The following is a 23,928-nucleotide window of genomic DNA, read 5'->3' as shown; positions in this document are numbered from 1 at the left end:
AAGGAGGAAGGCGAGCAGCAAACGGAGCGAGAAGGCAGCCGCCGGGCAAGTCGGCAAGCCGAATGAAGCCGCGGCAAGCCGAGAAATCATCCGCCGTCATCCCGGCGCAGGCCGGGATCCAGTTGCTTTATCCGTAACGTCCGGGCTGGATCCCGGCCTGCGCCGGGATGACGAGCAAAGGCCGGCCGTATTCGGCGCGGCGAGCAAAAGGATTACGCTTTCCCGATTCCCGATTCCCGATTCCCGATTCCCGATTCCCGATTCCCGCCCATGCTCAGCCTCATCCAGCGTGTCACCCGCGCCAGCGTCAGCGTCGACGGCGAAACGATAGGGGCGATCGGCCCCGGCCTGCTCGCCCTGGTCGGCGTCGAGCCGGGCGACGACGAGCCGCGAGCGCGGCGCATGGCCGAGCGCTTGTTGGGCTACCGGGTGTTCGCCGACGACGAGGGGCGGATGAACCGTTCACTGGCCGACAGTGCCGGCGGTTTGCTGCTGGTCAGCCAGTTCACCCTCGCCGCCGACACCGGCTCGGGCATGCGCCCGGGGTTCAGCACCGCCGCCGCGCCGGCCGAAGCTGAACGGATTTTCAGGCTTCTTGCAGCGATCTGCCGCGAAAAGCATCCATTGGGGGTGGAAACAGGCCGCTTCGGTGCCCATATGGCAGTCAGCTTGGTCAACGATGGCCCGGTGACCTTCCTGCTCAGGGCATGAGCGGGCGCTTTGGCAGCGACCCGCGGCGGTGCGTTCAGGACCATCTGCACGCCTGCTTTCTTCCTGGTGCGGGTGGAAACCGGCCGCATCGATGCCCATATGAAGGTCAGCCTGGCCAATGACGGCCCGGCGACCTTCCTGCTGCGGTCCTGACCACCCGTCCCGCAGCGGTCGAATCGCGCCCGCCGGGACGGCAGGGCGCCCCGACTGGTATAATTACGGGTTCACTTTTTCCTTCTGCCTGGTAGCGCAATCCTATGGTCAATGAACGTCAGACGGCACCGCAGTCCGACATCAAGCAGCTGATCAGCAAGGGCCTGGAACAGGGCTATCTGACCTATGCCGAGGTCAACGATCACCTGCCCGATGACCTCGTCGATCCGGAGCAGATCGAAGACATCATCGGCATGATCAACGGCATGGGCATCGCGGTCCACGAGACCACGCCCGATGCCGAGACGCTGCTGCTTGCCGGCGAGTCCAGCGGCAACCGCGACGTCGACGACACCGCCGCCGAAGAGGCCGCGGCCACGCTGACCGCGCTCGATGCCGAGGGCGGCCGCACCACCGACCCGGTGCGCATGTACATGCGCGAGATGGGTACGGTGGAGCTGCTGACCCGCGAGGGCGAGATCGCGATCGCCAAGCGCATCGAGGAGGGCCTGAACCAGATGCTGGCCTCGCTGGCGAGCTTCCCGTGGTCGATCCAGCTGCTGCTCGAGGATTACGAACTGCACAAGGCGGGCAAGAAGCGCCTGGCCGAGATCGTGGTCGGCTTCAACGACCATCTCGACGAAGAGGACGAGCCGCCGGTCGCCGCCAACGGCGATGGCAAGGGCGACGCCAAGGGCGCCGCGGCGCAGAAGGATGCCGACGGCGACGACGACAGCGAATCCGACGACGACGACGACAGTACCGAGGAGGCCGGCCCGACCGGTCCGGATCCGGAGGAGGTCGCGCGCCGGATGGAGGTGCTGGCGACGCTGTACACCAAGTTCCAGAAGACCTACGCCAAGTACGGCCCGACCCACAAGTCGGCGCTGAAGCTGCGCGAGGAGATGGCCGCGCAGCTGATGACCCTGAAGCTGCCGCTGCCGCTGACCGACACCCTGGTGCGCAAGCTGCGTGAGGTGGTCGGCGAGATCAAGGACCACGAGCGCCGCATCCTCGACCTGTCCACGCGCGTGGCGAAGATGCCGCGCAAGGACTTCCTGCGCGCCTGGGACGGCAACCAGACCAATACGGATTGGGTCGACGAGATGCTCAAGCGCAAGCAGAAGTGGTCGTCGGGCCTGCGCGAGGTCAAGGACCAGATCGTCGCCGAGCAGCAAGCGATCGCCTCGATCGAGAAGGCGATGAGCGTGACCCTGGTCGATCTCAAGGAGATCAACCGGGCGATGGCCTATGGCGAGGCCAAGGCGCGCAAGGCCAAGAAGGAGATGGTCGAGGCCAACCTGCGCCTGGTGATCTCGATCGCCAAGAAGTACACCAACCGCGGCCTGCAGTTCCTGGACCTGATCCAGGAAGGCAACATCGGCCTGATGAAGGCGGTCGACAAGTTCGAGCACCGCCGCGGCTTCAAGTTCTCGACCTACGCCACCTGGTGGATCCGCCAGGCGATCACCCGCTCGATCGCCGACCAGGCGCGCACCATCCGCATTCCGGTGCACATGATCGAGACGATCAACAAGCTCAACCGCATTTCCCGGCAGATGCTCCAGCAGTTCGGCCGCGAGGCCACGCCGGAGGAGCTGGCCAAGGAAATGGAGATGCCCGAGGACAAGATCCGCAAGGTGATGAAGATCGCCAAGGAGCCGATCTCGATGGAAACCCCGATCGGCGACGACGAGGATTCGCACCTGGGCGATTTCATCGAGGACATCAACGTCGAGTCCCCGGTCGAGGCCACCACCAACATCAATCTGTCCGAGACCGTGCACGGCGTGCTCGCCGGCCTCACCCCGCGCGAGGCCAAGGTGCTGCGGATGCGCTTCGGCATCGACATGAACACCGATCACACCCTCGAGGAGGTCGGCAAGCAGTTCGACGTCACCCGCGAGCGTATAAGGCAGATAGAGGCCAAGGCGCTGCGAAAGCTGCGCCATCCCAGCCGCTCGGAGCAGCTGCGGAGCTTCCTCGACATTGATTGAAGGCCGTGATTGGGGATTGGTGATTCGTGATTCGCAAAGACAGAACCCGCCACTCGGCGGGTTTCGTCTTTGGAGCGGCCAAAAGCCGTTGTACCCCTTGCCGTGCTCGATTCGCTAATTACGAATCACCAATCACGAATCCACGAATCACGGCTCTCAAACATTGTAGAAGAACTGCTCGCGCACGACCTTGCCGTCGCGCACCTGGTACACGCAGATCTCCTCCATCGGCATCCGCCCCATGTCCTTGTAGGTCGCGTCGATGCCCATGGCGACGCTGAACCAGTCGCCGGCGACCACCGGATCGCTGACGCTGCCGCCGTGGACCTCGACGATGTTCTCCATCCACTTGCGGCCCTTCTCGCGGATCGCATCCATGCCCTTGACGTTGCCGGCCGTGCCCGCCGGCGACCCTTCCATCTCGATGCTTGCCGCATCCTCGGCGTACAGCTCCTGCTGGGCCTGCTCGTACTTGCCTTCGCGGCACAGCGCGACCAGGCGTTCGGCGACTTGCTGGGTGTTCATGGTTCAGCTCCGGGCGGGTGGAATGCGCAGTCTATCCGGGCCGGTCGCATGGGCTGAGACGATCGAGCGGCGATCGCCGGGCCGCACCAGGCGGCGCCGGTCCGTAGAGCGTGGTCCGCTCCGCTGTGCGCCGGCCGGCCGGCACGTGATCGCAACCCCGGCGGCGGAAAAGTGGATAATTCCGCAGCGGCGGGCCTGTAGCTCAATGGTTAGAGCAGAGGACTCATAATCCTTTGGTTCCAGGTTCGAGTCCTGGCGGGCCCACCATCCGGTCGAGACACCGCAGTCGATCCGATACAGTCCGGCTGAATGCGATACCCCGGATCACGGGGTTTTCGTTCGAGGCCCCGGCCAGCCGCATTGCATCCGGAGTGCAACGCCGGAAGAGGCACGCACACTCGCCCGGCTCCCGGCTATGCGGGAGGCGATGCCGGGATCAAGCGCTCGTGCAGCGGCTTTCTGTAGCGGCGGCTCACCGGCAGCTCGACGCCGGTGCGCAAAACGACCGCATATTCTCCCGAACTTTGAAGCGCGAGCCCGCGGACGCGCTCGAGGTTCACGATGGTCGAGCGGTGGATGCGGATGAAGGCGTCGCCGAGATCCCGCTCGAGCTCCGACAAGGTGCGGCGGATCACATGCGTCTCGCGCCCGACGTGCAGGCAGGCATAGTAGCTCGCGGCTTCCACCCAATCGATGTCCGGCACATCGATGAAAAGCAGCCGCCCCGGCGATTTGACGACGACCCGGCGCGGCGCCTGCCGGTGCGACGCATAGTGCGCGATCTTCTCCTTCGCGCGGGCCAGTGCCCTCATGAAACGCGCGTCATCGAAAGGCTTCAGCAGGTAGTCGAGCGCGCCAGCCTCGAAGGCACACAGCGCATGTTCATCGTGGGCAGTCACGAAGATGATCGTCTGGGGCAGATCGGCGCCCAGCAATTCCAGGACATCGAAGCCGCCGCACTCGGGCATCTGCACGTCGAGAAACACCAGATCCGGCTTCCGGTGCCGAATGGCCTCGACGGCCTCCGCCCCCGAGGCGCATTCCTCGATCGATCCGATGTCGGGGTCGCGGCGCAGCAAGAGCGTGAGATTGCGCCGGGCGAGGGGCTCGTCGTCGACGACGAGGGTGCTGATTGGCGTGCCGCGCCGGTCGGGCGGCGTCATGCGGCATCGACCAGGGGCAGTGTCACGACCACTTCGACGCCGCCGCCCTCCACGTTCCTGACGAGGAGATCGGCAGCCTCGCCGTGCATGATCTGCAGTCGCCGGCGCAGGTTTGCGAGGCCGACGCCGGCGCTCTTCGACTCCCAATCGGCTGCGAAGCCCGAGCCGTCGTTGTAGACGCTCAGGCGCAGGGCCGCATCCTTTGTCTCTGCCGCAACGCGGATCTCTCCGCCCGCCACCCGCTCCGCCAGCCCATGCTTGATGGCGTTTTCCACGAGAGGCTGAAGCAGGAGGCTCGGGACTCGTGTGTCCATCAGTGCTTCCGGAATATCCACGCTGTACCCAAGGCGCTCTCCGAAGCGGACCTTCTGGATGTCGACGTAGCGCTGAAGATACTCAACCTCCTCCGCGAGCGTCACCTCCGGCCTATGGAAGTCCTGGGATGCGCGGCGAAGGATTTCGCTGAGGCCGACGATCATGCCTACCGCCGCTGCCTTGCGGCCATCGCGCACCAGCCCGGCGATGGAATTGAGCGTGTTGAACATGAAGTGCGGCTCCATCTGGCGGCACAGCGCCGCGAGCTGGGCTTTCGAAAGCTCTGCGTTGAGCTGTGCGGTCTCGGCCATCTTGCGCGCGACCTTGTCCCGCGAGTCCACGAGATAGGTGATGGCCAGGATCAGCACATAGGCGAACACGCAGATCAACCCGTGAAAAACCAGCGTCGCGCTCAACGTGTCCCAGAATGTCGGCGCCTGCCGATGCGTCCAGGGATTGAAGAGCATCTGCAGTGCCGCAGACCACGCCTCCGCGATCATGCTGATGGCGAATAACGCCAAGAGGTGGGCAGCGACGCCTCGCGCCGTGGGGGCAGGAATGATCGGGCGGCGCCTGGCCAGGTTGATGACGAATGGGGTGGCCAGCGCCCAAGGCAGCCAAGCGGCCATTTCGGTCACGAAGAGCAGCAGTTCTCCGCCATGCCTTCCCAGCGCATGCAGGATCAAGACGGACTGGGTGGCCTCGAACACCGCGCCGGCGGACCAGAACACGGCGATCCATCGCCAGCTGATGGTCTGCGCGGAAGGAGCGGCGGCGTGGCTCATGCCGGCGATATTAGTCCAAGCAAACAGAAGGCACGCATCGATGCAGCGAAACGCCGGATGGCTGCAGCGAGCTGCCTTCGCCTGCGCGATCGGCGCCCCTAGGCTGGGTGCGGCAATGGCGAGAGGAAGCACTTCATGCACGGCACGCGCCCCTGGTTGTTTTCACGGTTCCCCGTGCGCGCTGGTGCCATCGCGCCCCTGTCACGGCTCGGAGGGATCGTTCTGACACTTGCCGCCACCGCGCCGGCGGCTGCCCAGGACAACGCCGTCGCCAGCGCTGCGGACGCGTTCGGCGAGCGTGCCGGGATCGAGCAATCGGGTCTCTATACCGAGAGTCAGGTGCGCGGCTTCGATCTCAATGACAGCGGCGCCTATCGTATCGACGACGCCTACTTCAGTCGTGCCCAAGGACTGGACGACACGATTCTGGCGGGCGTGAGCGTGCGCGTCGGAGTGAACGCCGCGCGCCTCCCCTACCCTGCGCCCTCGGGCGTGGTGAATTATCGGTTGCGCGAGGCCGGGCCGACGAACGAGCTGCGGGTAGGCGTGGGCTTTCGCGACTTCGGCACGCGCGTGGTCCAGGGTGACGTTTCGTGGCGTGCAGGGGCGTTCAGCCTCGCCGGCGGCGTCGCGTGGCGCCCCGTGTGGCATCTCGCGCAAGGCTATCGCGGCTCGGGCATCAATGGCGGCGCCGTGGTCGGCTGGAACGTCGCGCCCGGTCACCGGCTGCGGGTGTTCGGATCGGTCAATGACCGCGAATATGACGGCGACTATGCGGTCATCCCGACCACAGGGGCGATCCCGCCGAACCTGCGCAAGCTGCACCAGTATTCGCCGGACTGGGCGCGGACCGTTGCCACGACCACCAACCTTGGCCTCCTCTACCGCGGCGAGCTCCGCGGTTTCACCGTCGACGCATCCGCCTTCCGCTCGATCTTCTCCCTCGACAATGCGGACAACACGCTGATCTCATCGGACGCGCAGGGGAACGCTACCGCCACCACGCTGCGGACCCCGAGGCGCGACTACCGGGTCTCGAATACCGGCGAGATCCGGCTGGGGCGCGCATTCGATACGGGCGATTTCGGAAACCACATCGCGCTGTCGCTGCGCGGCCGGCACACCACCACCGAGCTCGCCTCCAGCCTCGCCATTCCGCTGGGCGCTTTCGACCTCGTCACCGGCGACCCGCCGGATGTGCCGGAACGCCCATGGTCCGGCACGCGCGGCGAAGACACCGTTACGCAAACTACCGCCTCGGCAGGCTATGGCCTCGCCTGGCGCGACCGGATCCAGCTGCGCCTCGCGGCGCACCGGACGCGCTATCACAAGACGGTGCTCTCGACGTCCGGCGCGACGAGCGAGCGCCTCAGCGAGACGACGCACTACAACGCTTCCGCCGTCGTCAACCTGACCGACCGCGCCGCGGTGTTCGGGAGCTGGGTGACGGGGCTGGAAGAAAGCGGATCGGCGCCCGCGTCCGCGATCAACCGCGAGGAAGTCCTGCCACCGGTGGAGGCGGAGCAACTCGAATTGGGCGCGCGCTACGCCCTTTCCCCGCGGCTGACCCTGATCGCTGCGCTCTTCGACGTTTCGAAGCCCAGCCAGGGATTTCGTCTCGACGGTACGTTCGGCGTCGTCGGAGAGGTCCGCCATCGCGGCTTCGAGGCCTCGATCGCGGGGGAGCTCACTCCCGAGACCAGCATCCTGGCGGGCGTCGTCGCCTTCGAGTCCGAACTCACAGGCACGCTGGTGGATGCCGGCCTGGTCGGTTCGCATGACGTGGGCGTCTCCCAGCGCGTCGCAAACGCCACCATCGTGCGCCGGTTCGGAAGAGACTGGTCGCTGGATGCCACGGTCAGCTACATGGGCGAGCGCTGGGCCGACACGGCGAACAGCTTCAAGGCGCCGGCCGTGACGACACTGAGTCTGGGCCTGCGCCATGGCTTCATGCTCGGCGGCCGCCGGGCCGACCTGCGCATCCTGGGCTCGAACCTCCTCGGCGAAGAGGGTTATCTGGTCGCGTCGTCCGGGCTCCTTTCGCCCGTCCCGTCGCGCACCGTGCGGGCGGTGCTCACGGTCGCCCTTGGCGCAAATGATTAGGACGTTTCGCGCGAGGGAAACGCCGTCACGGAAATCGGCTCGTCGAGTTGCGGGATTCCATCCGGGCACACCCGTCGCATCGTGTCGCGGGTTGTTGCACCCATTCAACGCGGAAATCCAGCGGCACCGCCGAGAAGCGGCAATCCTTCGGATCTCAAGCCTGAGTGCCGAGACGTCCATGAGCCAGGCGCATCTCGACGATGGCCGGAAGGAGGAGCTGCAACGGTCATGCAGCGAGTCGCCATTCCGGTGCAGCAAGCGGTCTCGGTCCGTGCGTCGTTCGCACCTACACTGACTCTCCGAATTTCGGAAACGGGACTACTGACATGAAGAAGCATGCAGTGTGGCTGGTGGCTGCAGCCTTGTTGTCTTCGCTGGGCGCTTGCAGCCGCGTGGCGGCAACCGGGCAGGACGGCGCGCGCCTGCCACCGATCCACGCCTCGGTCTGGTGACCGAACTCGACGCTACCGGCCCGCATCCCTCATTGGGCGATCAGGCGGAGGTCGTCGGCCGCCTCGTCGGAACGTGGGATGTCGAATACACCCACTTCGCGAAGGACGGCGAGACGACTCACCGCACAGGTGAATTCATCGTCGGATGGGTCATGGACGGGCGCGCCATCCAGATTCTCTGGATCGTCGATCCTTCCGGGACACGCAAGGATCGGGAGGTCTACACGAACCTGCACTGGCTCGATCCGAAGTCGCGAGCGTGGCGCTCGGCCTTCGTCGATCCGGAACACGGTTCAGTCGCCAGGTTTACGGGCGGCCCGGTGGGACACGACCGGTTCGTGCTCGAAACCGAGGATTTCGGCAGCGGGCAATCGCGGTGGTCAGCCAATGACATCCGGCCCGATTCCTTCGTCTGGCGCGATGAGGCGTCCAGCGATGGCGGCAAGACCTGGAGGTTGCAGGCGGAGTATCAGATGAAGCGGCGGGGCGCTGCCCCAGCCGCGCAGTAATCGTCACTACCGAGCACGTTCGCGCCGCGCGGGCTCTGTTGGGAGTCGATATGCCGTCGAAGCGAGATCGGGCTCTATGGAGAACCTGAAGAGACTGCTAACCCTGAATCTAGGCGCGCACCTCTGCCAGGCCAGGCCGGTGTGCGGTTCTCCGGCATGGGCCGGTACGTAGGCGACGGCGACTAGTGAGTGGATCGAGGTTCGCCTGGCCGATTTCGATGCGCCCGAGATTCATCAAGCTGCCGGAGCCACGGCCAAGTGGCCCTTGAGCGCGGCTTGCCGATCTCTTTCAACTGAGCACGTTCGCGTTGTCCAGCACCCAGCGCCAGGTTCCGTCACGTTGGCGGCGGGCCACCTCCACCGGAACGTCGCCGTTGGGCAGTCGGCGCGACGTGATCGCGAGATCGCCGTTGACCAGGGCAGGCTCGTCCTCGACTAGCGGGAACTCCACTCCTTCCATTCAGACGACCCGAGTGCACATTAGTGTGATGTGCGGTACAGGGAGATTTGACTGTTCTTAGCCAAATTTCCCGGGCATCATCAAGATTGACCGTACGATCAAGATTGGCCATACGGCATCTGAGTGGTGGGGACTTCCCCTAAATCGACCAAGCTTCTGTAGATGGCTTTGGGCAACTCATTGGCGCCAATGGCGCAACTGCGCTCAGCGCTGCCCTCGCGCCGAATGAAACCAGAAGCAGGGGTCAATCGCCCAGGCGAAGTTTGGTGGTATCCAGTTCGAACTCTTCATAAACGCCCAGCTTTTTCATGATTGCCGGCAAGACTTGATGAATGATCCGCATGCCGACCAGCAACTCGTTCATGTATACATCCGGATGTATGCGCGACGCATTGAATCCGAGACTTTCGGCTTCGGCTTCATGACCAAGGGAATCGTCGGAGTCGTAGACGAGGTCTAACAGTTCCGCCCTCAATGGCACGCCAGCGCGGAAAGCCATGTCTTTGGCAATGTCGATCCATTCCTTGTACTCCTTCTTGACTCGTGCGCGGAACCTAGCGAAGTTCGGTGCGAACTGCGTGTCCACCTCGATTTTGCATGCCGCCAGCGACATCAAGCATGGTTCGATGTTCTCAGCTGGAGTACCCATCAAGTCGAGTTCTTCGTCATAGAACAGTTCGGACATGTAGGCTGCATAGAAACCATAGACGTTATTGAGCGAGTGGTACAGCTTGTCGATCGTGCTCGAGTATGGGTTGTTCTCGATGATGACGGAGACCCTGCTTTCGTGGTCTTGGATCGTGTCCTCGTCTTCATCATCTAGTTCGTACTCGACATCTAGCTCTTCAGGAAATCGTTCCGGAATGGTCACCCCCATCTCTATGAGCGTATGAAATGTCGACCAGCACAGTAGCTCTCGCTGGCCTTCCTCATCGCCGAGAGGGTAGGTGTTGTACCCAGTCTCTCCGCCCTCGTAGGCCCGTTCGGCGAGGTATCGGATCAAACGCTCCCATTTGTCTGCCTCCGTCAGGGAACCAGCCCAGATCACGAACTGAGGATCTCTGTCACCAATGTTGGCGAGTTCACGCAGCTTTTCTGCCATGTCCAATGACATGTGCTCGCCTTTCTTCCATTTACTGATCTGCGTTGGCGACACCCCGAGGCGAAGGCCAAGTTCCTTTTGATTGCAGGACAAGGCATTCAATGCCAATTGAACTAACGCTTCGCTATCCATCGCTGACTCCTAGTGGGATACTTTAGTAAATCACCTGGCTATTCTGGAAATCGAGGTTATCTCAGATTGCCTAGCTATGCAATAGAATTTACTAAATCTAAAGAGCAGCTCATAGCCCTATTCATCTACCCGGGTGTAGTTCAGGCTTTCATCCAGTCAGCTGAATCGACTGGGTCATTACAACGTTCCGCTGAGCCGTGCTTGCGGTAACCCCTTAGCCGGCAAATATTTAAAAAAGAGAAAATAATCGTAGTTATGCTGCGATTGGCGGGTACGCTTCAAAGTTGGTTTTTTCTTAAAAAAAGTGCTACTAATCGTAGTGTGAATACGATTAAACGAAATAAATTAAGCAAGCTCTTGGCCAGTTGGCCGTCTGGCGCTCCTTTGACTTCGGAAGACTTGGCGGCGCTGGGAGTGTCTGCCGACCTGGCCGTCCACTACGTGCGAGCCGGATGGCTGATGCGCCTGGCGCGCGGTGTGTTCTGCCGGCCCAACGACACCTTGGCTTTGCATCCCAGTCTGCTGCTGTTGCAGCGCAGGCTCACGGGGCTGCACGTTGGCGGCAAGTCGGCGCTCGACTGGTACGGGGTGCGCCACTACCTGTCCGAGCGGCCGGTCCTGGCCCTGTACGGTTGGGCGGCCGGCAAGTTGCCGGACTGGTTCGTCTCGCGTTTCCCAGCGGCGTATCACCGCAAGCGGCTTTTCGACGAACGCCCGACCGCCATGCTGCATGTAGGGCCGTTCGAGCAGCGTAGTGGAGCGCCGCAGGTTTCGGCACCGGAGCGGGCGCTGCTGGAACTACTGAGCGAGGTCGGCGTGCGCCAGCCATTGCAGGAGGCCCGCGAACTGACCGAAAGTACCTACGGGTTACGCGCCGACGTGCTGCGCGAACTGCTGCAGCGTTGCACCAGCGTCAAGACCGTGCGGTTATGTCTGCAACTCGGGCGCGAGCTGTCCCTGCCGTGGGCCGCCAAGCTCGACCCGGGCACGCTGCCGACCGGCAGCGACCGGCCTTGGGTGTCCAGTTCGGACGATGGCCTGCTGGTGCTCAAGCCATGAACCGCATCTACCTCGAGACCGCGCGCCTGTTGACGCAGGTCGCGCCGCTGGTGTTCGCGGACGAGACGTTCGCGTTGAAGGGCGGCACGGCCATCAATCTCTTCGCCCGCGACATGCCGCGTCTGTCGGTCGATCTCGACCTTGTCTTCCCCGACTACACGGTGCCGCGTGAGCCGGCACTCGCACGCATTGGTGAAGCACTTCGTCAGGCCGAGGAACGATTGAACGCGCGCGGGTTCAGGACGCACGTCCTCGGCAGCGGTGCCGCCGAGACCAAGCTCCTGGTGCGCCGCGGCGATATCGAGGTGAAGATCGAGGTCAACTTCGTACTGCGCGGTACCGTGCGACCGGTGCAACGCGCCTCGCTGATGCCCAGTGCACGCGAGACACTGCTGGCCGACCTGGAGATTCCGGTGGTGTCGCTGGAGGATATGTACGGCGGCAAGCTGGTGGCCGCAATGGACCGGCAGCATCCGCGCGACCTGTTCGACGTGTTGCAGCTCTTTGCACACGAGGGGATCACGCCCGGAATCCGCCGCGCGTTCGTGGTCTATCTGGCCAGCCACAACAGGCCGATCCACGAGGTGTTGTTTCCGTCCCTGCGCGACGTGCGCGGCGATTACGCGCACGGATTCCAGGGCATGACCGTCGAGCCGGTGCCGCTGGATGCATTGCTCGCGGCGCGCGAGCGCATGTTGCGCGAACTGCAGCAGGGACTCGACGGGAACGAGCGTCAGTTCCTGCTTTCGCTTGCGGCCGGCGAGCCGGAATGGACACGGCTGGACATCGGACATCTCGATCAGCTGCCAGGCATTCGCTGGAAAATGCATAACCTGGAACAGCTGCGGAAAGCGAATCCGCGCAAGTTCACCGAACAAGCCGATGCATTGGCCGCTCGTCTGAATTCCGGATCCGAATCAGAGCAGACCCGCGAAAGTTGGGCTGGCCGCGAGTCGTAATTTCTGCGCTGCGCCATGGAATTCCCATGGCTCAATGTGCTGCATTAGTCTTTCGAAGATTGGTGGGCAACAGTTGGCGATCCAACGAAGTCGCAGAGTTCGTCGAGGTGGTGTCCTTTCCTGAGGTGGTTCTTGCTCAGCGGCGTCGCTCGCGAGCCAAAGTTCTCTGGGCGCGAAGCTTGCATCGTCTGCGCGAGAGCGCGGCGACAGGGGAAAAGCCGGAAAGAAACTGCAGTCCGCATCTTCCACATGTACGGCTTCCGAAGGTTCAAGGATCGAGCGGGTCGAGCGGGTCGACCCGAGCGGAGTCCGAGGACGGGCGGAAGAGGATATCGAAGGGCGAGGGACGCTCGCCGACCCGGCCGGGCTGGTAACCCAGTTCGCGCTGGTTGCGTGCGACGAACTCGGTGCTCTCCACGGCGTCGATGTGCCGGGGGTCGCTCAGAACCAGCGCGTCGCGATCCATCGGCGCCTTCATCGACATCAGCAATCGCGCGGAGTTGCGCAGGTTGGTCGTCGTATGCCGCGCGTAAGGTTCGATCACGATCGCATGCGCGGGCACCCCGTAGCGTTCGATGAGTGCACGGCGCATTTCGACGGCCTCGACGAACCGCGTCTCGCGCGGGTGCACGGCCGCGCCGCTCACGATGATGAACGGCGCCAAGCCATCGAAGTAGCGCTGGGCGGCGACCTTGACGTGCAATTTGCCGCGCGCGCTCAGCGGCGTCAGCAGATCTTCCGGTCCCGCCCCGAGCACGATGATCGAGGTGTACTGATAGCGTGACCAGTCCAGCTTCCGGGCGTGCTGGAAGGCATCCGAATTGAGCCCGCCGTCGAGCGGCTCGAAAGCGATGGCGTCCAGGCGGTGGTTCACGTCGATGAGCGCCAGCGCCAGGCCGATGCTGGGGTCGAACGCGGCAACCGCTTCGTCACCACCGATCTCGCCGATGGCGGCGGCCACGGCGACGTCGGCCGCGAGCCGCTGGCTGTCCCTCTTCCCGATCGGGCCGTCGATCTCCGGATAACGCGGTGTGCCGCCCTTGCCGTAGACGTCGAGAATGGCATTGAGTCCCGACAATTCGCGACGGACGGCATCCCGGCGCTCGCGGGCCTCGGCGGACGGTCGATCGACCACGGCCCTCTCCGACACCAAGGCGATCTCGTTTTCGTTCCAGATGGACGCATCGACCTTGCAAGCCGCATCATCCGCGCACGCTGCAAGACGGCGACCGCGCGCGGCCAGCATCGAGTGGACTTCCGCACTCGCCTGCGACCGGTCCATCGCCGCAACCACTGGAAACAGGCGCTTGCCGAGCGAGGCGACTACCTTGTCGTCCGCCGTCGACGCGAATGCCGGCTGGATCGCGGCGACAGCCATGCACAGCAACAGCGCAAGACGCATTACCAGCTCCGGCTCAATACCAGACGGAAGTTGCGGCCGAACAATGGGCGGCCATAGATCGCCTCGCTCGACCCTTGTCCCGCCAGGGCGTCGGTGCGTGTATTGCCCTCGGTCAAGCCTTTCTCATCGGTCAGATTGTCGCCCACCAATTGCACGCCCCAAGCATCGCGTTTCCAGGATAGTCCGACGCCCAGCGTCTGGTAGGAAGGCAGTGCCGTGCGGTTGAACAGATCGACATAGGCCTTGCCGACGAAATCGTAGCGAAGATAGGCTTCGATCTCGTCGTTTCCGGCCATGAAGCTGAAAGTCGGGCGGATATTGCCGTAGAGCTTCGGCTCGCGGACGATCTGGTTGCCGTTCACCGCGCTGGGGTCCGCGCCGGCGTTGTTCTGCAGATTTTTGTACTGCGGGTCGCTGAGCGTCACCGCGCCCGCCAGCGAGAACCAGTCCGACGCCCTGAACAAGCCGTCTATCTCGACGCCCTTCGACACGGCGGTCCCTATGAAAGGCACCGACTCATCGTTGCGTCCGGTGGTGGGGTTGTAGGCCACGAACGAGGCGTTCAACGGATCGAACTTGGTGTAGAAGGCCGTCAGGTACAGATAGGCGCGATCGAAGGTGGCCTTCAAGCCCAGCTCGTACTGATCGGTCTTGGTCTCGACAATGGTCGGATTGATGCTGCGTGCGACGCTGGACTGCGGCGCGATCTCCACATGCGAGGCGCGGCCGTAGGCACCGAAGTTGGCGTTGAAGTCGTAGTTCAGACCGACCGTCCAGTTGGTGACCGACGGGTCCAGATCGTGCGTCTGGGTGCCGCCGCTGAAGCGCCGGGTGGTATCGTCGGCCAGTGTTTCGGCGTCGCCCAGGTCGGCGCCGTCGGTCTGCTCGGCGTAGCCGTCGTAGCCGTACCGTTCGTGGCGGATGCCGGCGTCCAGCTTGAGGCTCTCGGTGATTTCCCAGGTGTCATTGGCGTATACCGCAAGCATCTTCGCATCGACCTCGCCCGCGTTGAGTGTGGTCGTGTAGCGCAGCACGCCGTTGTCGGTCACGTAGCCCAGCGGCGCACCCTGCGCAGAATAGGCCACCAGGTCGAGCGTCCTCGGTTTGCCCGCGACTTCAAGCAGCATGTCCTGGTAGGCCGTGAAAGCCGTGGTTCCGTAGAACGAGGTATAGACACCGATATTGAGGTCGTGCACGCCGAAGCCGGTTTCGAACCGGCGGGCCGCGCTTAGGTCCGCCTGCGCCGAATAGAACTCCGACTCGATCGCGCGATATTGCGCCGAGATGACCAGGCCGGAAGCCGTATAGGGATCGTAAGCCGTGGCGCCGTTGGTGCCGGCCAGGGCATAGCCCATCGACGCGACGCCGTCGCCGAAAGCGCTCTGCGCCCGGCTCAGGTAGCTGTCGGCGAACGTGTTTCCGTCGACCGGATTGGTCGTGGAATAAAGCGCATCGAAGCTCACCTTGCCCTTGGTGTAGCCGGACTTGAGCGAGACGACCCAGTCGCCGGCGTTGTTCTCGTACTGGAAGCCGACGTTCCCGAAGCGCATGTGGCGGCCGTCCGCCAGGTCCCGGCGCAGGCTCTGCATCACGCCTGCGGAATCCAGGTGCTTGAGGGTCACATTACGCAGCGAAGGCGAGTTCATCGTGCCGGTGAAGTAATCCAGGTACGGATCCAGCGAGACCGAGGGATCGCGCGGATCGGCAATCGGGATCGGCAGGTAGAAGACGTTACGGTCGTCGACGAAGGTGCCGCTGAACTTCACCCAGCCATCCTCCAGATAATGCTTGAGGTTGGCGCGGAGCTGGCCGCCCTGGTCGTTGGGGAACCCGTTGTCCCGATAGCCGTCGTGGTGGCGCAGGAACCCGCCTACCGAGTAGTAGGTGTCCTCGGAAAGGGCTCCCGATTGAAACGCCTCGACACGGTAGAGCCCGGTATCGCCGAGCGTGAGCTGTGCCTTGCCCTTCGTCTCGTCGCTGCCCTCGGCCAGGATGTTGTTGACGATGGCCGCACCGCCACTGGCGTAGATCGGCGCCGGGCCGCCGCGCACGACTTCGACGCGCTGGTTCATGACATCGAAGCGATGCATGCCTTCGCCGGAGTTGAAGAAGTGCCCGTCGATTTCGTGGTACAGCGGCAATCCATCCTGCTGGAAGATGATATAGCCGCGGTCGGTCGGAATGCCGCGCAGGCGAGTGATGTTCTGCACTTCGCCGCCGGTCGATTCGACATGGATGCCCGGCACGTTGCCCAGCAGGTCCGCATAGCTCTTGGGCGCGAGCTTCTGCACTTCCTCCGCGGTCAGGGAGTTGACCGCATAAGAGGCGTCGAAACGACGCTGGGTCCTCGCCGAACCCGTGACCACCACCGCATCCAGCTCGCTGACTTTGTCGCTTTTCCCGGAAGCAGGTACTTCTTCCGCCTCAGGCTGCGCTTCCGCCGTCTCTTGCGCGATCGACACCAGGGGGGCGGCAAACGCTATCGCAATCGCAACTGCCTTCGCAAGGCGATTGCACGAGTAGGAACGGGAACCGCGCATGAGCAATCAACCCTTCTGTGGATGGGGAAAAGACGAGTGCCGTCAAAGCACGATCGGGCATTATCCGAAGCGTTCATTACAGGCCCGCGTAACGATGGGTGACCAACTTCTCACCATGAATGTCGAAGCTGTTGGCTACGCACGCCGTGATCCAGCGATGGGTCGAGCATCCGCGTGCGGCTCGCACCAGATGATCGTTACGAGCCGAATGTCTGAGCGAATCAGCCGGGTCGTAGGAGAGGTCGTAATGATGCTTTCCAGCGCCGGAAGAAGCCGGATGACACGGCGCAACATGCGCTTCCGGCAGGAAAGGGCATCATAGGGCCTGAAGTGATAGCGCTAACATAGGGACCGAGATGCTGCCCCTGATCCTGCTGCTGCTGGCCGTCGCCTTCATCGTCGTCGCCACGACCCGGTTCGGGCTGCACCCGTTCCTGGCGCTGCTGGCCGCCGCCTTCATCTTCGGCCTGGGCAGCGGCATGCCGCTGCCGGAGCTGGTGGCGTCGCTCAAGGAAGGCTTCGGCGGCACCATCGGCAATGTCGGCATCATCATCATTGCCGGCACCATCATCGGCATCTTCCTGGAGCGCTCGGGCGGCGCCTACGCCATCGCCGAGGCCATCCTGAAGCGCATCGGCCACCACCGCGTGCCGGCGTCGATGTCGGTGATCGGCTACATCACCTCGGTGCCGGTGTTCGGCGACTCCGGGTTCGTGATCCTGGCGCCGCTCAATCGGGCGCTGACCCGGCGCGCCGGGCTGTCGCTGGCCACCACCGCCACCGCGTTGAGCCTCGGGCTGATGGTCGCCCATACGCTGATCCCGCCCACGCCGGGACCCATCGCCACCGCGCAGGTGCTGGCGGCCGACCTCGGCCTGGTGGCGACGGTGGCGGTGCCGGTCAGCCTGGTCGTGCTGGCCTTCAGCTGGTGGTGGGCCACGCGCGTCGCCAGCCGCCTGCACATCGATCCCGCACCCGACATCAGCGAAGACGACATCGCGCGCCGCCTGGCGCAGGCGCCGTCCGCGGCCAGGGCATTCGTGCCGGTGCTCGCGCCACTGTTCCTGATCATGCTGGGATCGGTGTCCAGCCTGCCGGCGCGGCCGTTCGGCGAAGGCGTCGCGGCCTCGCTGGCGCAGTTCATCGGCGACCCGGTGGTCGCCGTGTTGCTGGGCATGCTGATGGCCTTCACCCTGCCCAGGAAGCTGGACCGGCAGATGTTCGCGCAGTCGGGCTGGGTGGGGCACGCCATGCTGGCCGCGGCCATCATCATCCTGATCACCGGCGCCGGCGGCGCGTTCGGTCGGGTGCTGCAGAACTCCGGCTTCGCGCAGGCATTGGGCGATGCAATGTCCTCGTGGGGGCTGGGCCTGTGGTTGCCGTTCGCGATCTCCGCCGCCATCCGCGCCGCGCAGGGTTCGGCCACCGTGGCGATGATCACCGCGGCGGGCATCGTCGCCCCGCTGCTGCCGGCCCTGGGCCTGGACTCGGACCTGGGCCGCGCGCTCGCGGTCGTGGCCATCGGGTCGGGCGGCTTTTTCGCCTCGCACGCCAACGACAGTTTCTTCTGGGTCGTCACCCAGATGAGCGGCATGACGCCCGGCCAGGGCTACCGCCTGCTGACGCTGGGCTCCAGCCTGATGGCCGTGCTGTCGGGCGCGCTGGTATGGGCCGCCGGCCTGCTGCTGCTCTGACCTCTTCCCCCCCTTGAAACGGTTGCCGCCATGCACGCCACGCTGACACGCCATGCTACCGCCGCCGGCCCGCGCTGGGCGCTGGACGGCCGCTACCTGCCGTCGGACTTCGCGCTGGACGGATGGCTGGGCCTGCCCGCCGACGCGATGGCGCCGCCGGCATCGCTGCCGGTCGGCGAGGCGGCGACCGCGCCGCTGCTGGCGCCGATCGAGGACGGGCAGGAGGCCTGGGCCAGCGGCGTCACCTATCTCAGCAGCCGCATGGCGCGCGAGGCCGAGTCGCAGAGCCGGGACGTGTACCAGAAGGTCTACGGCGCCGAGCGCCCGGAGCTGTTCTTCAAGGCCAGCGGCTGGCGGGTCATGGGGCACGGCCAGCCCATCCGCATCCGTGCCGACAGCGCCTGGAACGTGCCCGAGCCGGAACTGGTGCTGCTGCTGGACGCCGCGGGACGGATCGTCGGCTACACCACGGGCAACGACGTGTCCTCGCGCAGCATCGAGGGCGAGAACCCGCTGTACCTGCCGCAGGCCAAGGTCTACGACGGCGCCTGTGCGCTCGGCCCCGGCATCCGCCTGTGCCCGCCGGAGGCCATGCGCGACCTGCCGGTCGCGCTGGACATCGTGCGTGGCGGCGCGCGCGCGTTCGCCGGCAATACGCGCAGCTCGCGGATGAAGCGCGGTCTCGAGGAACTGGCCGCCTATCTGTTTCGCGAACTGCATTTCCCGCAGGGCGCGTTCCTGTTCACCGGCACCGGGATCGTGCCGGGCGAAGATTTCACCCTGCAGGCCGGCGACGTCGTGCGCATCGACATCGATGGCCTGGTGCTGGAGAACCCCGTGCAATGAACCCGATCGATACGCTGCACCCCATCCTCGTCGACGGCCGCTGGATCCGGGCCGATGCGCCCATTGGCCGCTTCCGCGCCGTCGATCCGTCCACGAAGCGGGAACTCGGCGGCCGGGGCTATCCGGTGTCGGGCTGGCCGGACCTCGAAGCCATGCTCGCCGCGGGCCGGCGCGCCGCCGCCGAGATGGCGCGGCTGCCGGCCGGGCGGATCGCCGACTTTCTCGACGCCTATGCTGGGGCCATCGAGGCGCGCGCGGCGGAGCTCGTGGAAACGGCGCATCGCGAAACCAGCCTGCCCGTCGAGCCGCGCCTGCGCAACGTCGAGTTGCCGCGCACCAGCGGCCAGCTGCGCCAGGCCGCGCAGGCGGCGCGCGACGGCGGCTGGAGCCGGCCCACCATCGATACCGCGGCCGGCATCCGCTCGGTGTACGGCCCGCTCGGCGGTCCGGTGCTGGTGTTTGGCCCGAGTAACTTCCCGTTCGCCTTCAACGGCATCGCCGGCGGCGATTTCGCCGCCGCCATTGCGGCCGGCAATCCGGTCATCGCCAAGGCGCATCCGGCGCATCCCGGCACTTCGGCGCTGCTCGCGGAGGCCGCGCTGGCGTCGGCGAAGGCCACGGGCTTGCCCGCCGGTGCGGTGCAGATGTTCTTCCATGCCGATGCCGGGCTGGGGCTGCGCCTGGCCGCCGACCCGGCGGTCGCCGCGATCGCCTTCACCGGCAGCCGTGCCGCGGGCATGGCGCTGAAGGCCGCCGCCGACAAGACGGGCAAGCCGGTCTACGTGGAGATGTCGAGCGTCAATCCGGTATTCGTGCTGGCGGGCGCGCTGCGCGAGCGGGGCACCGCGATCGCCGACGAACTCCATGCGTCCTGCGCCATGGGCGCGGGCCAGTTCTGCACCAAGCCGGGGCTGGCCGTGCTCGCGCCGGACGAGCACGCCGAGACCTTCGTCGAGGCGCTGCGGCGCCTGACCGCGGCGGCGGCGCCCGGCGTGCTGCTCACGCCGCGCAGCCCGCAGGCCGTCGCCGACGCGGTCGCGGGCCTGCGCAGCGCCGGCGCGGACCTGCTGGCCGGCGGCGGCATCGCCGACGCCGAAGGCCATGCTTTCCGGCCGACCCTGCTGCGCGTGTCCGGGACGCGTTTCCTCGAGGATCCCGCCGCCCTGCAGAGCGAGGCCTTCGGCCCCGTCTGCCTGCTGGTCGTCGCCGAATCCACGGAGCAGCTGCCGCGGATCGCGGAAGCCATGGAGGGCAACCTCACCGCCGCGGTCTACAGCGACAGCGGCGGCGCCGACGACGACACCTACGATGCGCTCGAGCGCATCCTGCGCCCCCGCGTCGGGCGCCTGCTCAACGACAGGATGCCCATCGGCGTCGCCGTCAGCGCAGCGATGAACCATGGCGGCCCGTTTCCGGCGACCGGGCACCCGGGTTTCACCGCGGTGGGTTTCCCGGCGGCGGCGATCCGGTTCTCTGCCCTGCATTGCTACGACAACGTCCGCCACCATCGCCTGCCGCCGTCGTTGCGCGACCGTAACCCGACCGGTGCGCTGCTGCGATGGATCGACGGCGAATGGACCACGCGCGATGTCTGAGGCACGAACGCGATGAGCGGGCCCGGCTACGGCCTCGACGCGATCCTCGGCGACGGATCGGCCATCGCCGCCACCCGCACCTCGGGGGAGGGGCCGCGCGGGCACCTGCCGATCGATGCGCGCATGCTGCGCGAGGAACCCAGCGGCAACCTCTTCGGCCTGACCCAGAACGCCGGCATGGGCTGGCGCGCCGCCGACGTCGGGCGCGATCCGTTCCTGATCGTCAGCACCCAGGGCGGCCTGCGCGCGGCGGATGGCCGCCCGGTCGCGCTGGGCATGCACACCGGGCACTGGGAGATCGACCGCCTGGTTCAGGCCGCGGCAGAGACCTTCGCCGCGCATGGCGCGCTGCCGTTCTCGGTGATGTGCAGCGATCCCTGCGACGGCCGCACCCAGGGCACCACCGGCATGTTCGACAGCCTGCCGTACCGCAACGATGCCGCCGTCACCATGCGCCGCCTGATCCGATCGCTGCCGCAGCGCAGGGGCGTGCTGGGCATCGCCACCTGCGACAAGGGCCTGCCGGCGACGCTGCTGGCGCTGGCCGGTTGCGCGGACCTGCCCGGCGTGGCCGTGCCCGGCGGCGTCACGCTGCCGGCGCGCGGCGCGGAGGATGCGGGCACCGTGCAGACCATCGGCGCGCGTTTCGCGCACGGCCTGATCGACCTCGAGCATGCCGCGGCGATGGGTTGCCGCGCCTGCGGCTCGCCGGGCGGCGGTTGCCAGTTCCTGGGCACCGCGGCCACCTCGCAGGTGATCGCCGAGGCGCTGGGCATGGCATTGCCGCACAGCGCGCTGATGCCGTCCGGCGAACCGGTCTGGACCGACATGGCGCGACGCTCGGCGCTGGCGCTGATGCGGCTGGCGGCCGACGGGATCCCGCTGTCGGCCATCCTCACCCGCGAGGCGGTCGCGAACGCGCTCGTCGTGCATGCCGCGTTCGGCGGTTCCACCAACCTGCTGCTGCACGTGCCGGCGATCGCGCATGCCGCCGGCCTGGTGCCGCCCACGGTCGAGGACTGGACGCGCGCCAACCGCGCGACGCCGCGGCTGGTCGACGCGCTGCCCAACGGCCCGCGGCACCATCCCACGGTGCAGGTGTTCATGGCCGGCGGCGTGCCCGAGGTGATGCTGCACCTGCGCGACATGGGCCTGCTGCACCTGGACGCGCTGACCGTCACCGGCCGGCCGCTCGGCGAGAACCTGGACTGGTGGGAACGCAGCGCCACGCGCGCCGCCGCGCGTGCGCGCCTGCGCGAACTGGACGGCGTCGACCCCGGCCACGTCATCATGGGTGCCGACGCCGCGCGGGCAGCGGGCATGACCAGTGCGCTGGTGTTCCCGATCGGCAACCTGGCGCCGGAGGGCTCCGTCATCAAGGCCACTTCCATCGACCCGTCCGTGGTCGATGCGGACGACGTCTACCGCCACACCGGCCCCGCGCGCGTGTTCGCCTCCGAGCGCGACGCCATCCGCGCGATCAAGGCCAGGGGCGAGGGTGCGGTCCGCGCGGGCGACGTCGTCGTGCTCGCCGGCTGCGGGCCGGCCGGCACGGGCATGGAGGAGACTTACCAGCTCACCTCCGCGCTCAAGCACCTGCCCTGGGGCAAGCACGTGCCGGTCCTCACCGATGCGCGCTTCTCCGGCGTGTCGACCGGCGCCTGCATCGGCCACGTCGGCCCCGAGGCGCTGGCGGGCGGACCGATCGGCAGGCTGCGCGACGGCGACCTGGTGCGCATCGAGATCGACCGCAGTCGCCTGGAAGGCCGCATCGACTTCGTCGGCACCGATCGCGCCGCTCCGCTCGATCCGAGGCAGGGCGCGGCGCTGCTCGCGGACCGGGAACTCCACGCCGCGATCGCGCCGCACCCGCGGCTCCCGGCCGACACCCGCCTCTGGGCCGCGCTGCAGGACGCCAGCGGCGGCACCTGGGCGGGATGCGTCTACGACACCGACGCGATCATCGAAGCGTTGCGGCTCGGGCGTGCGGAGCTGGCGCGGCGGAAGAAGGCATAAGCCCGGCACCCATACGCATCTTTCACGCGCCGCCCGCCACGATTCCGCTCCCCGTGAGCAGGAGATCGGTCATGGCCAGGGCGCAGCTGCATCCGGTCATCCGCGCGGCCGCCGGGGGCGCCTTCCTGCTCGGCGTCGCGGGCCTCGGCCTCGTCTCCGTACCCGGCCAGGCCCATGCGGCCACCCACCTGCCCACCACGTGTGCCGACAGCGGCGCGGGAAGCCTGCGCGCCACTGTCGCCGGCGCGGCCAGCGGCGACACGGTGGACCTGCGCGGATTGAGCTGCGGACGCATCGTCCTCACCAGCGGCGCGATCATGGTGCCGCAGGCGAGCCTCGCCGTGCGCGGTCCCGGCTTCAACCAGTTTGCGATCAGCGGCAACTACGCCAGCTCGGTGTTCCGCCATACCGGCACGGGCGAGCTAGCGCTGCGCGGCATCGCCATCGAGCACGGCCAGCATCGTGCGCCGCAGGCGGAGGGCGGCTGCGTGTATACGGCCGGCGATGCCGAGCTCGTCGACGTGCACGTGCGTCATTGCGGCGCGTACGCACGCAACCAGGGATTCGGTGGCGGCGTGCACGTGGAGGGCGACCTCATCCTCTCCTACAGCGCGATCTATTCCAACGGCGTGGACGGCGCCAGCACGGCGGGCGGCGGCGCGTTCGTGCGCGGCCACCTCCGCGCGCATCGCGTACGCATCCTCAAGAATGTCGCGGGCTCGGGCGGCGGCGTCCGTACCCACAACGGCATCACCCTGTCGTACGCGACCGTTTCCGGCAACCGTGCGCGCGCTTCCGGCGGCGGCTTCGTGTCCGCTGCGCTGCAGGGAGGCCCGATCCGCATCGCCCATTCCACGATTTCCGATAACAGCTCGGATCGAGACTACGGCGGCCTTACCCTTTCCGGCGACGTCGATCCGCAGATCGTCAACACCACCATCTCCGGCAACAGCGCCGTACAGTTCAGTGCCGGATGGGTTGGCCCGAACACGACCATCGCAAACAGCACGATCGCCTTCAACCGCAACACCCCGCCTTTCCAATGCCTTGCCGCCCTGGCCTTCGCAACAGAAATCCACTTGGAAAGCACGATCATCGCGGGCAGCACCTGCAACGGCGAGCCGTCGTGGGACATCAGCGACTTTTCCGGAACCGGGCGCATCCTGGGCGCCAACAACCTCATCCAGTCGACGTTACTGGAGATCCCTGCGGACACCCTCTGCACGGATCCGCGGCTGCTGCCGCTGGCCGCCAATGGCGGACGCACGCAGACGCATGCCCTGGCGGCCGGCAGTCCCGCGATCGACGCCGGCAACAACGTCGCCGGGCTGGAGGTCGACCAGCGCGGGCCGGGATTCCCGCGGGTGCGGGGCGCGCGGGCGGACATCGGCGCCTTCGAGCGATAAGCCG

At 66.1% G+C, this 23,928-nt stretch carries 21 protein-coding genes and 1 tRNA gene; 15 read left to right on the top strand and 7 right to left on the bottom strand.

The window, feature by feature from the left end; translation table 11 throughout:
• Positions 1–270: 270 nt before the first annotated feature.
• From dtd to rpoD, 3 genes are all read left to right on the top strand, one after another.
• Positions 271–711, top strand: a complete 441-nt coding sequence (dtd, locus tag FXO19_RS07640) for a D-aminoacyl-tRNA deacylase (protein WP_149194467.1) — start codon at positions 271–273, stop codon at positions 709–711.
• 9 nt (positions 712–720) lie between these two features.
• Positions 721–864: a D-aminoacyl-tRNA deacylase gene (locus tag FXO19_RS19810; RefSeq protein ID WP_255516339.1), complete on the top strand. Its 144-nt coding sequence runs from the start codon at positions 721–723 to the stop codon at positions 862–864.
• A 104-nt stretch (positions 865–968) separates the two neighbouring features.
• Entirely contained in the window at positions 969–2,861 is a 1,893-nt protein-coding gene (rpoD, locus tag FXO19_RS07630; RefSeq protein WP_149194466.1) for an RNA polymerase sigma factor RpoD, read from the top strand.
• Positions 2,862–3,017: 156 nt separating this feature from the next.
• Here rpoD and FXO19_RS07625 read toward each other — a convergent pair whose 3' ends face one another.
• On the bottom strand, positions 3,018–3,386 hold the full coding sequence (locus tag FXO19_RS07625; protein WP_149194465.1) for a SnoaL-like domain-containing protein: 369 nt from the start codon (positions 3,384–3,386) through the stop codon (positions 3,018–3,020).
• Positions 3,387–3,577: 191 nt separating this feature from the next.
• On the opposite strand from FXO19_RS07625, the gene FXO19_RS07620 reads away from it, so the two are divergent.
• Positions 3,578–3,653, top strand: a tRNA-Ile gene (locus FXO19_RS07620).
• A gap of 146 nt (positions 3,654–3,799) precedes the next feature.
• Here the strand turns inward: FXO19_RS07620 and FXO19_RS07615 are convergent.
• Both FXO19_RS07615 and FXO19_RS07610 read right to left on the bottom strand, forming a co-directional pair.
• Positions 3,800–4,549 (bottom strand): LytR/AlgR family response regulator transcription factor, encoded by a 750-nt coding sequence (locus tag FXO19_RS07615; RefSeq protein ID WP_149194464.1) that lies wholly within the window; start codon positions 4,547–4,549, stop codon positions 3,800–3,802.
• Positions 4,546–5,790: a sensor histidine kinase gene (locus tag FXO19_RS07610; RefSeq protein WP_149194463.1), complete on the bottom strand. Its 1,245-nt coding sequence runs from the start codon at positions 5,788–5,790 to the stop codon at positions 4,546–4,548. Before FXO19_RS07610 ends, FXO19_RS07615 begins: the two co-directional genes overlap by 4 nt.
• Between FXO19_RS07610 and FXO19_RS07605 the strand changes: the two genes are divergently transcribed.
• The 3 genes from FXO19_RS07605 to FXO19_RS07600 all read left to right on the top strand — a co-directional run bounded on the left by FXO19_RS07605 (position 5,785) and on the right by FXO19_RS07600 (position 8,713).
• Entirely contained in the window at positions 5,785–7,752 is a 1,968-nt protein-coding gene (locus FXO19_RS07605; protein ID WP_149194462.1) for a TonB-dependent receptor, read from the top strand. The two genes, FXO19_RS07610 and FXO19_RS07605, sit on opposite strands and share 6 nt — an antisense overlap.
• A 326-nt stretch (positions 7,753–8,078) precedes the next feature.
• Positions 8,079–8,204 (top strand): hypothetical protein, encoded by a 126-nt coding sequence (locus FXO19_RS19540; protein WP_255516338.1) that lies wholly within the window; start codon positions 8,079–8,081, stop codon positions 8,202–8,204.
• Positions 8,201–8,713 (top strand): hypothetical protein, encoded by a 513-nt coding sequence (locus FXO19_RS07600; protein WP_149194461.1) that lies wholly within the window; start codon positions 8,201–8,203, stop codon positions 8,711–8,713. The genes FXO19_RS19540 and FXO19_RS07600 overlap by 4 nt, the downstream gene beginning before the upstream one ends.
• Before the next feature lie 289 nt (positions 8,714–9,002).
• Here FXO19_RS07600 and FXO19_RS19185 read toward each other — a convergent pair whose 3' ends face one another.
• Positions 9,003–9,164 carry a hypothetical protein gene (locus tag FXO19_RS19185; RefSeq protein ID WP_187775678.1) on the bottom strand — a complete coding sequence of 54 codons (162 nt, stop codon included), beginning with the start codon at positions 9,162–9,164 and terminating at the stop codon, positions 9,003–9,005.
• A gap of 253 nt (positions 9,165–9,417) precedes the next feature.
• Complete coding sequence (locus FXO19_RS07590) at positions 9,418–10,407, bottom strand: helix-turn-helix domain-containing protein (RefSeq protein WP_149194460.1); 990 nt, start codon at positions 10,405–10,407, stop codon at positions 9,418–9,420.
• A gap of 255 nt (positions 10,408–10,662) precedes the next feature.
• Between FXO19_RS07590 and FXO19_RS07585 the strand changes: the two genes are divergently transcribed.
• Positions 10,663–11,466 (top strand): type IV toxin-antitoxin system AbiEi family antitoxin domain-containing protein, encoded by an 804-nt coding sequence (locus FXO19_RS07585; RefSeq protein ID WP_149194459.1) that lies wholly within the window; start codon positions 10,663–10,665, stop codon positions 11,464–11,466.
• The gene (locus tag FXO19_RS07580; RefSeq protein ID WP_149194458.1) at positions 11,463–12,425 is read left to right on the top strand and encodes a nucleotidyl transferase AbiEii/AbiGii toxin family protein; all 963 of its coding nucleotides are present in this window, start codon (positions 11,463–11,465) and stop codon (positions 12,423–12,425) included. The genes FXO19_RS07585 and FXO19_RS07580 overlap by 4 nt, the downstream gene beginning before the upstream one ends.
• Before the next feature lie 268 nt (positions 12,426–12,693).
• Here FXO19_RS07580 and FXO19_RS07575 read toward each other — a convergent pair whose 3' ends face one another.
• Positions 12,694–13,827, bottom strand: coding sequence for a YdcF family protein (locus tag FXO19_RS07575; RefSeq protein WP_149194457.1), 1,134 nt, complete (start codon positions 13,825–13,827; stop codon positions 12,694–12,696).
• Positions 13,827–16,367 carry a TonB-dependent receptor gene (locus FXO19_RS07570; protein WP_149194456.1) on the bottom strand — a complete coding sequence of 847 codons (2,541 nt, stop codon included), beginning with the start codon at positions 16,365–16,367 and terminating at the stop codon, positions 13,827–13,829. Before FXO19_RS07570 ends, FXO19_RS07575 begins: the two co-directional genes overlap by 1 nt.
• Here FXO19_RS07570 and FXO19_RS07565 point away from each other — a divergent pair.
• The 6 genes from FXO19_RS07565 (at position 16,366) to FXO19_RS07540 (ending at position 23,924) form a co-directional block, all read left to right on the top strand.
• Entirely contained in the window at positions 16,366–16,689 is a 324-nt protein-coding gene (locus tag FXO19_RS07565) for a hypothetical protein (RefSeq protein ID WP_149194455.1), read from the top strand. The two genes, FXO19_RS07570 and FXO19_RS07565, sit on opposite strands and share 2 nt — an antisense overlap.
• Positions 16,690–16,723: 34 nt before the next feature.
• Positions 16,724–18,061, top strand: coding sequence for a GntP family permease (locus FXO19_RS07560; protein WP_149194454.1), 1,338 nt, complete (start codon positions 16,724–16,726; stop codon positions 18,059–18,061).
• 30 nt (positions 18,062–18,091) lie between these two features.
• Positions 18,092–18,907: a fumarylacetoacetate hydrolase family protein gene (locus FXO19_RS07555; RefSeq protein ID WP_149194453.1), complete on the top strand. Its 816-nt coding sequence runs from the start codon at positions 18,092–18,094 to the stop codon at positions 18,905–18,907.
• On the top strand, positions 18,904–20,502 hold the full coding sequence (locus FXO19_RS07550) for an aldehyde dehydrogenase family protein (protein ID WP_149194452.1): 1,599 nt from the start codon (positions 18,904–18,906) through the stop codon (positions 20,500–20,502). The genes FXO19_RS07555 and FXO19_RS07550 overlap by 4 nt, the downstream gene beginning before the upstream one ends.
• Positions 20,503–20,514: 12 nt before the next feature.
• Positions 20,515–22,518, top strand: a complete 2,004-nt coding sequence (locus tag FXO19_RS07545) for a YjhG/YagF family D-xylonate dehydratase (RefSeq protein ID WP_149194451.1) — start codon at positions 20,515–20,517, stop codon at positions 22,516–22,518.
• Positions 22,519–22,589: 71 nt separating this feature from the next.
• Positions 22,590–23,924: a choice-of-anchor Q domain-containing protein gene (locus FXO19_RS07540; protein ID WP_149194450.1), complete on the top strand. Its 1,335-nt coding sequence runs from the start codon at positions 22,590–22,592 to the stop codon at positions 23,922–23,924.
• Positions 23,925–23,928 lie beyond the last annotated feature (4 nt).

Source organism: Luteimonas suaedae (assembly GCF_008312895.1).
GTDB classification, from domain to species: Bacteria; Pseudomonadota; Gammaproteobacteria; order Xanthomonadales; family Xanthomonadaceae; genus Luteimonas; species Luteimonas suaedae.
The sequence above is the reverse complement of the archived record's forward strand: the minus strand, read 5'-3'. Positions and strand labels throughout refer to the sequence as shown.